We start from the raw sequence: 12,199 nt of genomic DNA on the forward strand, positions 1-12,199 counted from the left end.
GAGAAATTAAAAAAGGTGGGCTTCTATGTTAGAACTAAAAAACATAACATATAAGATAGATAACCGGGATATTATCAATGATATAAATTTAAAAATTGAGGCAGGCGATACGATAGCAATTGTAGGGCCTTCCGGAAGTGGTAAAAGTACATTGTTGCGTTTGATTAGTAATTTGATTAGCCCAACAAAAGGAGAACTATATTTAAATGATAAGCCTTACGAACAAATAAACCCAGAACAACTACGTATGAATGTAAGTTATCTATTACAAGAAAGTGATTTATTTGATAGAACTATCGGAGAAAATCTAGCTTTTCCAGCAGAAGTTAGACAAGATAAATTCGATCGTAAACAAGCTAAACGTTTATTGAAAACAGTAGGTTTAGGTCATTATAATTTTAATACACGTGTTGAACATTTATCCGGTGGTGAAAGACAACGTATTACGATAGCGAGACAACTCATGTACACACCAAAGGTATTGCTTCTAGATGAAGCGACAAGTGCTTTGGATGTGCATAATAGTGAAAAAATAGAATCCTTAATCTTTAAATTGGCTGATGAAGGCGTTGCTATTTTATGGATTACACATAGTAATGATCAAAGTAATAGACATTTTAAAAAGAAAATTAGAATTGTGGATGGCAAAATCGATAAGGAGGAGCGTTTATCATGAGTACAACTGCACTAGCATTAACGGGTCTCCTCTTACTTTTTCCGATTATTGTTTCTTACAAAGAAAAATTACATATTATTAAAGATTTATTAATTGCGACGGTTAGAGCAATTATTCAATTAATTATTCTCGGCTTTCTATTGCATTTTATATTTGGTGTGAATCAAACATGGCTATTAATCGTATTTGTACTAGTCATTATTATTAATGCTTCGTGGAATACAATTAGTAGAGCATCTCCAGTAATGCATCATGTATTTTGGATTTCGTTTGTTGCCATTTTTGTTGGTGTAGCGTTACCTCTAGTTGGTGTCGTTTTAACAGGGGCGATAGAGTTTAAGCCTAATGAAGTGATACCGATTGCAGGTATGCTAGGTAGTAATGGTTTAATTGCTATAAATTTAGCCTATCAAAATTTAGATAGAGAATTTGTGAAAGAAATGAGCCAAATTGAATCTAAGTTAGCACTTGGTGCGAATCCCAAATTATCTTCTAAAGAAACGATACGTAATAGTGTGAAAACGGCGATTGTACCAACAATTGATTCCGTTAAAACGTATGGTATTGTTTCGATACCAGGTATGATGACCGGCTTAATTATTGGAGGCGTAGAGCCGTTACAAGCTGTTAAATTTCAATTAATGGTTGTCTTTATTCACACAACTGCGACGATTATGTCTGCGCTTATTGCGACTTATTTAAGTTATAAACAATTCTTTAATCACCGCGATCAACTGATAAGTAGACATTTAAACCAAGAAGACGCATAAATATTGGATAGACGGCGAGTATAAAAAGCACTGTTCAGCATTTTAATAAAAATTTTAAAAAGAATTGAGCAGAGCTTTATTGTTATGTTTCAATATAAACACGAATCTGAGATATCTATTGATGTCTCAGGTTCTTTTTTTGTATGGTTGGATATTTGCTGTGAGAGCAAATTCAGAAGTGTTCAAATGTGTTGACGTATGGTTTATAATGTAATAGTTATGTAAAAATTTACATCTTAATTTAAGGGAGGAGTGAAAAGATGTCGATTATGAGAATTGCCACCTTTATTTTGAGTATCTTTATCGTAGGTATGGTTGAAATGATGGTTGCAGGGATTATGAATTTGATGAGCATTGACTTGCATGTTTCGGAAGCGATTATTGGACAGTTAGTGACGCTTTATGCCATCACATTTGCCATTGCAGGACCTATATTAGTGAAAATAACGAATCGGTTTTCTCCAAGACCTGTATTATTATATGCATTGCTTGTTTTTATTGTCGGAAATATGATCATTGCTTTTGCACCTAATTTTTCTATTTTAGTATTTGGACGCATCATATCATCTGCAGCAGCAGCACTTATCGTGGTTAAAATATTAGCGCTAACAGCTTTATTAACTGCGCCACAACATCGAGGGAAAATGATAGGTATTGTTTATTCAGGCTTTAGTGGCGCAAATGTACTTGGTGTACCAATTGGGACAATTATCGGTGACTTAGTTGGATGGAGATATACATTCTTATTTATTGTCTTTGTAAGTGTGTTAGTAGGTATATTGATGTATTTCTATGTACCACAACCTCAATATCAAACGGTAAATACAGAGTCTAGTACTAAGCAGCGTGAAAGTAATTATTCTAAAATACTTAGACCAGGAGAAGTCGCTAAGTTTTTAGCTATCACATTCTTATTGCTAGTTGCAAATTCTGTGACATTTATTTATATTAATCCACTTATGTTATCAAGTGGTCATGACTTATCTTTCGTATCGATTGTATTATTAATCAATGGTGTTGCAGGTGTTATTGGAACATCGATGGGTGGGTTCCTTTCAGATAAATTGACGAGTAAACGTTGGCTAACGATTGCCACTATTATATTTATCACGATGATGTTACTGTTGAATTTATTCTTATCAGTGACAGGCGTATTATTAATGATTATCTTCATATGGAATATCATGCAATGGAGTACAAATCCAGCTGTTCAAAGTGGTATTATAGAACATGTTGAAGGTGATACAAGCCAAGTGATGAGTTGGAATATGTCTAGTTTAAATGCGGGTATCGGCATTGGTGGTATTGTCGGTGGTCTAGTTGTTTCTAAAATAGATGTTTTAGCAACTACGTACTTCACTGCAGCCATCGCATTCGTAGCTTTTATTTTAATCATTAGTCTAAAGCAAATGACTAAATTTAATAGAGCCTAAGGTAAATCAATTACACTTATAAAATGAACAGTGCTTTGTATATAAAAGTGGACTTACATTCTCAATGTAGAAGAGAGGATGTAAGTCCTTTTTTTAATTTATAAAGTTGATTTTTCTATTGATTGGGCTGTATTAAAATGAATATCGCTAAGTGCAATTTTATTTTTCTTATTAGAAACTTGCGCAATAATAGCGGAAAGTAAAATATAAATTAATGTACCAATAATATAACCTATTTTTAAATCAGAAATTAATAAATAAGATTGATACAATAGCACAATAATAGCAATGATTGCCATCGTTACAAGTATTGGATAGGGTACTTTAAATGGCGATTGCTTATAAGCATCTGGATATTTTTTGGGTAGTTGCGTAGAAGCTAAAGCTGGAAAAGCAAAAACAATTAATGAAATCCCAGTACCTAACTGTGCTACAACATTTAGTGACATACCTGTAATAATAGGTAATGCACCAATAATGTAGAAAAGTAATAAAAGCCAATGAGGTGTACCAAATCGTTTGTTCACACTACCTAAACGTTTAGGTAAATAACCATCGTGTATTGCAACTAATAAACTTTTAGTTACCCAAGTAAACGTTGAATTGAGTGTAGTCGCTAATGCGAACATTGCGCCCCCAACCATGAAGAAGATGAATACTGGGGTCGGCAAGACTTCTTGCGCAACACTCGTTAATGGTCTGCCAGCAACCTCTGGAATTGGTAGTACCCCTACAGCAATAGAAGCGATAAAAGCGTATAACAAACCTACAAATATAGTTGCAATGATAATGACTATTGGAATATCTCTTTTTGGATTTTTCATTTCTCCACCTAGTTCAGCAACAACTTGCGCGCCACCAGTTGCAAACGAAACAAGCCCAACGGCAGTAAAGAATCCTGTGAATCCATCCGGAAGCATGGCATGCATATTAAAAACACCAAAATCCACATGTGGCAGACCGAAAATGATAAAACAAGACAAAGCAATAATTAGAATGACAACCATTAAATTACCAATGATAGATGCTGACTTAATACCAATGATATTAACAATAAATAAAATGGTAAGTAAGGCAAAAGCAACAAGTCTAACAGGAATACCTGGTAAGAGTCCTTCTAAGTATTGTGCGAATGATAAAGCATATAAAGATAATGTAACCTGTAAAAAGATGAATAATAATAACCAAAATATCCCGATTTTAGGGGACAATAAACGACTTGTATACTGATACATACCACCAGTCGTAGGTAATGTGGATCCTAATATGGCAATTGGGAACATCGTTAGTAATGTAATGATTGCGGATAAGATAAATGCGGGTGTGATACCACTTCCGGTCATTTGTATGCCAATGCCTGTTAGCGACATGACGCCAGCACCGATAATTTGACCTATAGCAATACCCATTACATCCGTAAAGCCTAATACTTTTTTTAAGTTTGTTGCTTGTTACATTCAATCACCTCTAAATTATATGTATTTTTAAAAATAATAAAAAAATTATAACATAATTATCCCTTAATTCATAGTAAACTTATCGGAAAACAAGAGTTAAGTTTTTGAAAAAGCTAATTATAGATAAATAAAAGGTTTTCATAGTAGAATAAAGTTAATAAAAAAATTATTAAGAGGTGTAATTTTTATGACTAATGAAAAAGAAAATATTAAAGTAAATGCATTTATTGATAGATTGAAACAATGGCAAGAGGAATTTAAAATTTTACGTGAAATTATAAATGAAACGGAATTAACTGAAGATTATAAATGGATGCATCCTTGCTACACGTTAGATGATAAAAATGTCGTTATCATACAAGACTTTAAGCATTATTGCGCATTACTTTTTGAAAAAGGTGCTATTATGGAAGATCCTTATCAATCACTTATACAACAAACTAAAAATGTACAAGCAGCAAGACAATTACGTTTCGAAAGTTTAGATGAAGTTAATCAACGTAGAGACGAGATTAAATGGTATGTTGAAGAAGCGATTAGAATAGAAAAATCAGGTAAGAAAGTACCTATGAAAAAAACTGAAGACTATGATATGCCTGAAGAATTACAAGCAAAATTAGATGCAATGCCAGAATTAAAAGAAGCATTCAATAACTTAACGCCTGGTAGACAAAGGCAATATATGTATCATATTGGTCAGGCAAAGAGAGCGGCAACACGTGAAAATCGAGTAGAAAAATATATTGATTATATATTGGATGGCAAAGGCATGAATGATTAAATACTTGAAAGCATTTGTATAAGTAAAAGAAGTTATCATGTGAACGACGTATGCAAAAATACAAAGCGGATTGCCTTATGAAGGTTAACGCTTGAGTTATGATAAAATAGCACACATTTTAGTTTAGCATCCAAAAATGAAGTTGCAACTTTATCATATATCGTATATAGTTTGCTCGAATATAAAACTACGGTTAAGTCATATTTTGAAACGTATTTTGAGAAAGAAGGTGTATGAATGCCGAGAGTTTCCAAGAGGATACAATTACTACAAGCTGCTGCAGCAATTGTAGATGAGCAAGGTAGTGAATATTTAACGCTAGATGCCGTTGCCAAAAAGGCAGGTGTCAGTAAAGGTGGGCTATTGTATCACTTTAAAAACAAGTTTGCATTAATTCAAGGTCTTGTTGATCATGCCGATGAATTATATAGAGAAAATGTGAATGGACATGTACATGCAGATAAACAAGACCAAGGGAAATGGGCACGGGCGTTTATTGAAGCGACGAGATCTCATCGTTCAGAAAATGGATCGATTACCTCAGGAATGCTTGCTGCACAAGGTATTAATAGCAATTTGTTATTACCTTTACAGGACACTTATAAAGAGTGGCAAACTAATATTGAAAATGATGGATTAGACAAAGTAGACGCTACAATTATTCGTCTGGCAGTGGATGGTTTGTGGCTTTCAGAAATATTTGGACTAGATGGACTTGATGAAAACATGAGAGAACAAGTTTTGAATAGATTAACCGAATATACGCACCCCAATAAAAATCAAGAAAGCAATGGCTAAATGTTCTAAATTAATAAAAAAATAATAAAATGTTTAATTCATGTAAACCACTGATAGTATAAGGATAATCAACTTTTGAATGTTGTTTATCCTTATTTTTTATATTTATAAAACTTGAAACTAAACCGTCTGGTTGGTACACTTAACGATGTGTTAAATAACTCTGTGGAGGTTTATAATCAATGAAAAAAGTGATGCTAACAGCAGCTTTAACAGGTGCTGGAGATACTACAGCAAAGAATAAGTGTGTTCCTGTAACACCTCAAGAGATTGCTGAATCAGCAATAAAATGTGCAAGAGCAGGCGCGACAGTTGCACATATTCATGCGAGAGATCCAGAGACAGGTGGTATTAGCCACGATGTTGAATTTTTCAAAGAAGCCGTACGACTTATTAGAGCTGCAGATGAAGATATTATTATAAATATTACGTCAGGTGGTGGCGGAGATTTTATTCCAAACCTTGAAGATCCATATCTCGCTGCAGAAGGATCTGATATACAAACACCAGAAGAAAGACATGAACCGATAGGCAGCTTACTACCTGAAATGTGTACTTTAGATTGTGGTAGTGTCAACATGGGAGATACAGTTTATTTAAGTCCAACTGATTGGTTAAGAAAACAAGCTCAACTTGTAAAAGAGGCTGGTGTTAAGCCTGAATTAGAGTGCTTTGACAGTGGTCATATTTCATTCGCTAAGCAATTAATCAGTGAAGGATTAATTGATGGTGAACCAATGTTCCAATTTTGTTTAGGTATACCTTGGGGAGCTGAAAATGATCCAGAAACGATAGAATACTTTAAAACGCGTATACCGGAGCATGCCCCCTGGTCAGCATTTGGTATTGGAAGAATGCAATTTCCAACGGTTGAAGAAGCAGCAAAGCGTGGCGGCAACGTTCGTGTTGGATTAGAAGACAATTTATATTTAGCCAAAGGTGTTAAGGCAACAAATGAGCAATTAGTTGAAAAAGCTGTCGAAATATTGAACGGATTAGATATAGAACCAATGACCCCGGCAGAAGCACGTAAAAAATATCAATTAAGAGATCCACAAGGAGGAGCATAATGAAGTTTGCAGTTGTAGGTACAGGCGTTATCGGAAGTGGATGGATTACTAGAATGTTAGCTCATGGGCATGAAGTCATTGCTACAGACCCAAGTGAAGGCGCATATGAAAGAATGTTAAAACAAGTGAAACAAAATTGGCCATATGCAGAACAATTAGGTTTAGCAGAAGGCGCTGCAATCGATAATTTAACATTTACACCTTATTTGGAAGAAGCGGTTAAAGATGCAGATCATATACAAGAAAATGTTCCAGAAATTGAATCTTTAAAAGATCAAGTGCTGACAGAAATTGATTTTTATGCGAAAACAGATGCAACGATTGGTTCGAGTACTTCTGGTATTATGCCATCAGAATTGCAACAAAATTTACAACATCCTGAGAGATTGATTGTAGCCCACCCATTTCATCCAGTTTATATTTTACCGCTCGTTGAAATCGTTCCTGGTAAAGCAACAACGGAAGCAACAACATTAAAAGCTGAAGAAATTTACGAAAGCATTGGTATGGATGTACTTCATGTTAGACATGAGATTGAAGGACATGTAGCAGATAGATTAATGGAAGCACTATGGAGAGAGGCATTGCACATTGTTAATGATGGTATAGCGACAACGGAAGAAGTTGATAAAGCATTTACACATGCTGCAGGTTTGCGCTATGCACAATATGGTCCATTCATGACTTTCCATTTGGCCGGTGGTGAAGGCGGTATGCGTCACATGCTGAAACAATTTGGTCCAGCTTTAAAAAAACCATGGACTAAATTAGTAGCACCAGAATTAACACAGGACCTGTATGAAGAAGTGGTCAATGGCTGTGAATCATCTTCTCAAGGACAAACAATGGCGGAACTTGACCAAAAACGTAATGAATTCTTAGTAAAAGTAAAACAACTTGCTGAGTCATATTGGCCAGAAGATACACCCTCTATGAAAAAGAAAACACAACAATCGGTGAAATAAAATGACAAACAAATTATATGAATACAAGACGCATGTAAATGAAGCTTGGGTCGACCATAATGGGCATATGAATGACGCAGAATATAATCGTGTATTTAGTGATGCAACGGATGCATGGCTCGCATTTTTAGGGTTAGATGTGCAAACAATTGAAACGTTGGACTACACTGTCTTTACTTTAGAAAACCACGTTATGTATTTAAAAGAAATTAAAGTAAATGAAGCGATTACTGCTTCAGTTGAGTTATTTGATTACGACGCCAAAAGATTACATGTGTTTATGACATTAAGTGATGAAGCAAATGATAAGTGTGCAACTTATGAGGTTATGTTAATGGGAATGAATACTAAATTGCATAAGCCTGATGCTTTTCCTACTGATATACAAAAAGCAATTGATGATTATGCACAACATGCTTCAATAAAAAAACAACCCAAAGAACTTGGACATCTTATTGGTATAAAACGTAAATAAAATTTTTGAATGAGTTTGAAACGATTGAATAAAAAGGTGTTAAAAATATTTTATATAACCAAATATTTGGTTATAAATTGTTTAATGTTATTTATTAATGTATCTTGTTATATATAGGATGATAAAATCAAAGCTAAATTGATTATTCTGTTTTGATTGTTTACACACGAATAAAGTAGGGCTATGTGTGCTCATGTTTTTACTTATTTTTTAGTATTTGTATAACATCCACAGATAGTCCTATATTTATTATGAAATATTTTAAATTGAATATGTACATAGAAAGGAATTGACTCATGTTAAGTATTAAAAACTTATCTAAAGTCTATGGTGGAGGAAAGAAAGCTGTAGATAATATTTCACTTGAGATTGAAGCCGGTGAATTTATTGCATTTATAGGGACAAGTGGTAGTGGTAAAACAACTGCTTTAAGAATGATCAATAGAATGATTGAAGCAACTGAAGGGCAAATAGCTATAAATGGCAAAGATGTTCGCAAAATGAACCCAGTTGAGCTACGTAGAAAAATTGGGTATGTGATACAACAAATTGGATTGATGCCACATATGACGATTAGAGAAAATATCGTATTAGTACCTAAACTTTTAAAATGGTCTCAAGAAAAGAAAGAGAAAAAAGCTAAAGAACTGATAAAATTAGTGGATTTACCAGAAGAATTTTTAGATAGATATCCTTCACAGCTCTCAGGAGGACAACAGCAACGTATCGGTGTTGTGCGTGCGTTAGCAGCAGAACAAGATATCATTTTAATGGATGAACCATTTGGCGCGTTAGATCCAATTACGAGAGATACGTTGCAAGACTTGGTTAAAGAACTACAACAAAAGTTAGGTAAGACCTTCATTTTCGTTACACATGATATGGATGAAGCTATTAAACTGGCAGATAAAATTTGCATTATGTCTGAGGGACGTGTCATACAATTTGATACGCCAGACAATATTTTAAGACATCCTGAAAACGATTTCGTACGAGACTTTATTGGTCAAAATAGATTGATTCAAGATAGACCTAACATGCGTACAGTTAAAGATGCGATGATTAAACCTGTAACAGTTCATGCGGATAGCTCATTAAATGAAGCAGTTAAGATTATGAGAGATCGTCGTGTTGATACCATCTTTGTTGTGGGTAACAATCGTAGATTACTTGGATATTTAGATATTGAAGATATCAATCAAGGTTTACGTGGAAATAAAGAACTGATTGATACAATGCAACGCGATATCTATCGCGTAAGAATAGACAGTAAATTACAAGATTCAGTTCGTACAATATTGAAAAGAAATGTAAGAAACGTACCTGTAGTGGATAGTGATGAAGAAACGTTAATTGGATTGGTTACGAGAGCAAACTTAGTAGATATCGTGTATGACAGTATCTGGGGAGAAACAGATGAAGACGATGATGCTACACAAGACGCAATTGTTGAGCCCGATAATGTAGGAGCTGATAAGTAATGAAACAATTCATAGAGCAATATGGTGGGCAACTGATTTCCAAAACAGTCGAACACTTTTATATCTCAATGATCGCTTTGTTAATTGCAATCGTAGTCGCAGTACCATTAGGTATTATACTATCCAAAATGAAAAGAACTTCAAACATTGTTCTCACAATTGCTGGTGTATTACAAACGATACCAACATTAGCAGTATTAGCTGTAATGATACCAATCTTTGGTGTTGGAAAATTACCGGCCATTGTCGCATTATTTATCTATGTACTACTACCAATATTAAATAACACAGTATTAGGTGTTAAGAATATTGATAGTAATCTTAAAGAAGCAGCAATCAGTATGGGGATGACACGCTTTCAATTAATGAAAGACGTTGAATTACCATTAGCTTTACCATTAATCTTGGGTGGTATTCGATTATCATCTGTTTATGTCATTAGTTGGGCAACACTTGCAAGTTATGTAGGTGCAGGTGGCTTAGGTGACTTTGTATTTAATGGATTGAACTTATATGACCCATTAATGATTGTGAGTGCAGCTGTATTAGTTACAGCATTAGCATTAATAGTGGATGTACTATTATCATTAGTAGAAAAATGGGCAGTACCCAAAGGATTAAAAGTATCCAGATAATTTAAGGAGGACATTATGAAAAAGATAAAACAGTATTGTATCGTGCTTGTACTGTGTCTGACGGTGTTATCTGGATGTAGTTTACCCGGTTTAGGTGGAAATAGCTCAGACAACGAGGTCAAAATCACAGCACTTGCAACGAGCGAGTCACAAATTATGTCTCATATGTTGAGACTATTAATAGAACATGATACAGAAGGAAAAATCAAACCATCATTAATTAACAACTTAGGATCGAGTACCATTCAACATAACGCACTCGTAAATGGTGATGCAAACTTATCAGGTGCCCGTTATAATGGTACGGATTTAACAGGTGCATTAAATGAAGATCCTATTAAAGATCCAAAAAAAGCTATGAAAGCGACACAAGATGGTTTCCAAAAGAAATTTGATCAAACATTTTTTGATTCATATGGATTTGCAAACACTTATGCATTTATGGTAACTAAAGCAACTGCTGAAAAATATAATTTAGAAACTGTGTCTGATTTAAAAGCGCATAGCGATAAATTGAAACTAGGTGTCGATAGTTCATGGTTAAACCGTGAAGGCGATGGTTATCCAGGATTTACGAAAGCATATGGCTTTGATTTTAATACAGTACGACCAATGCAAATCGGATTAGTATATGATGCATTGAATTCGAATAATTTAGATGTAGCAGTCGGGTATTCAACGGATGGTCGAATTGCCGCATATGATTTAAAAGTATTGAAAGATGACAAACATTTCTTCCCACCTTATGACGCAAGTTCAGTGGCGACAAATAATTTATTAAAACAGCATCCAGAATTAAAACCAACAATAGAAAAATTACACAATAAAATTTCAACGAGTGAAATGCAGAAACTTAATTATCAAGCTGATGGTGAAGGTCAAGAGCCTGCAGTCGTCGCTGAAAAATTCTTAAAAGCACATAACTATTTTGAAAATGATAAGAAAGGTGGTCATTAGTAATGGAAGGTAATTTATTTCAACAATTAATTGAATATTATTCAGTAAACTTTGGCTACCTATGGGATTTATTTATTAAGCATTTACTTATGTCTGTTTATGGTGTTCTATTTGCAGCTATTGTAGGTATTCCTATTGGTATCGTCATTGCAAGATATAAAAAATTGTCTTGGACAATTATTACCATTGCAAACATCATTCAAACTGTACCTGTTATTGCGATGTTAGCAATATTAATGTTAGTGATGGGACTAGGTCCTACAACTGTAGTGGTAACGGTATTCTTATACGCACTATTACCAATTATAAAAAATACATTTACTGGTATTGTTGGTGTCGATGAAAATATTAAAGATGCCGGTAAAGGTATGGGAATGACGCGCAATCAAGTCTTGCGTATGATTGAATTACCATTATCTTTATCAGTCATTCTTGGTGGACTGAGAATTGCGCTTGTTGTAGCCATCGGGGTTGTTGCAGTCGGCTCATTCATAGGTGCGCCAACTTTAGGTGACATTGTTATTCGAGGTACGAATGCAACAGACGGAACAACATTTATTTTAGCTGGTGCAATTCCAATTGCTTTAATTGCAATTTTAATTGATATCTTCTTAAGATTTTTGGAAAAACGTTTAGATCCATCTAATAAAACGCATAAGAAGAAAAAACACGAAACACAAAGTATTAATTAATAAAGGTTG

Annotated in this window: 12 protein-coding genes and 1 pseudogene; 12 read left to right on the plus strand and 1 reads right to left on the minus strand. The window is 34.3% G+C overall.

The genetic code is table 11. The features are described 5' to 3' along the window. Positions 1-25: 25 nt before the first annotated feature. The 3 genes from ACM6UH_RS03175 (at position 26) to ACM6UH_RS03185 (ending at position 2,879) form a co-directional block, all read left to right on the plus strand. Positions 26-676: an ABC transporter ATP-binding protein gene (locus ACM6UH_RS03175; RefSeq protein WP_002482400.1), complete on the plus strand. Its 651-nt coding sequence runs from the start codon at positions 26-28 to the stop codon at positions 674-676. Continuing rightward, complete coding sequence (locus tag ACM6UH_RS03180; protein WP_011302408.1) at positions 673-1,446, plus strand: ABC transporter permease; 774 nt, start codon at positions 673-675, stop codon at positions 1,444-1,446. The genes ACM6UH_RS03175 and ACM6UH_RS03180 overlap by 4 nt, the downstream gene beginning before the upstream one ends. Positions 1,447-1,706: 260 nt before the next feature. Then, positions 1,707-2,879, plus strand: coding sequence for an MFS transporter (locus ACM6UH_RS03185; RefSeq protein WP_011302409.1), 1,173 nt, complete (start codon positions 1,707-1,709; stop codon positions 2,877-2,879). A gap of 98 nt (positions 2,880-2,977) precedes the next feature. On the opposite strand, the pseudogene ACM6UH_RS03190 reads toward ACM6UH_RS03185, so the two are convergent. After that, positions 2,978-4,330, minus strand: a pseudogene (locus ACM6UH_RS03190) (APC family permease); the annotation flags it as partial. 193 nt (positions 4,331-4,523) lie between these two features. On the opposite strand from ACM6UH_RS03190, the gene ACM6UH_RS03195 reads away from it, so the two are divergent. From ACM6UH_RS03195 to ACM6UH_RS03235, 9 genes are all read left to right on the plus strand, one after another. Further along, the gene (locus ACM6UH_RS03195) at positions 4,524-5,117 is read left to right on the plus strand and encodes a YdeI/OmpD-associated family protein (protein ID WP_047504526.1); all 594 of its coding nucleotides are present in this window, start codon (positions 4,524-4,526) and stop codon (positions 5,115-5,117) included. Between the two features lie 237 nt (positions 5,118-5,354). Further along, the gene (locus ACM6UH_RS03200) at positions 5,355-5,915 is read left to right on the plus strand and encodes a TetR/AcrR family transcriptional regulator (protein ID WP_002482405.1); all 561 of its coding nucleotides are present in this window, start codon (positions 5,355-5,357) and stop codon (positions 5,913-5,915) included. 182 nt (positions 5,916-6,097) lie between these two features. After that, positions 6,098-6,985 carry a 3-keto-5-aminohexanoate cleavage protein gene (locus ACM6UH_RS03205; RefSeq protein WP_283995763.1) on the plus strand — a complete coding sequence of 296 codons (888 nt, stop codon included), beginning with the start codon at positions 6,098-6,100 and terminating at the stop codon, positions 6,983-6,985. Further along, positions 6,985-7,950, plus strand: coding sequence for a 3-hydroxyacyl-CoA dehydrogenase NAD-binding domain-containing protein (locus tag ACM6UH_RS03210; protein WP_011302414.1), 966 nt, complete (start codon positions 6,985-6,987; stop codon positions 7,948-7,950). Before ACM6UH_RS03205 ends, ACM6UH_RS03210 begins: the two co-directional genes overlap by 1 nt. A gap of 1 nt (position 7,951) precedes the next feature. Then, positions 7,952-8,425 (plus strand): thioesterase family protein, encoded by a 474-nt coding sequence (locus tag ACM6UH_RS03215; RefSeq protein ID WP_011302415.1) that lies wholly within the window; start codon positions 7,952-7,954, stop codon positions 8,423-8,425. A gap of 296 nt (positions 8,426-8,721) precedes the next feature. Then, positions 8,722-9,906: a betaine/proline/choline family ABC transporter ATP-binding protein gene (locus tag ACM6UH_RS03220; protein ID WP_002482409.1), complete on the plus strand. Its 1,185-nt coding sequence runs from the start codon at positions 8,722-8,724 to the stop codon at positions 9,904-9,906. After that, positions 9,906-10,541: an ABC transporter permease gene (locus ACM6UH_RS03225; protein ID WP_002482410.1), complete on the plus strand. Its 636-nt coding sequence runs from the start codon at positions 9,906-9,908 to the stop codon at positions 10,539-10,541. The genes ACM6UH_RS03220 and ACM6UH_RS03225 overlap by 1 nt, the downstream gene beginning before the upstream one ends. Before the next feature lie 15 nt (positions 10,542-10,556). Continuing rightward, positions 10,557-11,498, plus strand: a complete 942-nt coding sequence (locus ACM6UH_RS03230; RefSeq protein ID WP_047504523.1) for an osmoprotectant ABC transporter substrate-binding protein — start codon at positions 10,557-10,559, stop codon at positions 11,496-11,498. Positions 11,499-11,500: 2 nt separating this feature from the next. Next, positions 11,501-12,190, plus strand: a complete 690-nt coding sequence (locus tag ACM6UH_RS03235) for an ABC transporter permease (protein WP_011302417.1) — start codon at positions 11,501-11,503, stop codon at positions 12,188-12,190. Positions 12,191-12,199 lie beyond the last annotated feature (9 nt).

It is taken from the genome of Staphylococcus sp. LKG4-2, assembly GCF_050955665.1.
In the GTDB taxonomy this organism is placed as follows: Bacteria; Bacillota; Bacilli; order Staphylococcales; family Staphylococcaceae; genus Staphylococcus; species Staphylococcus saprophyticus.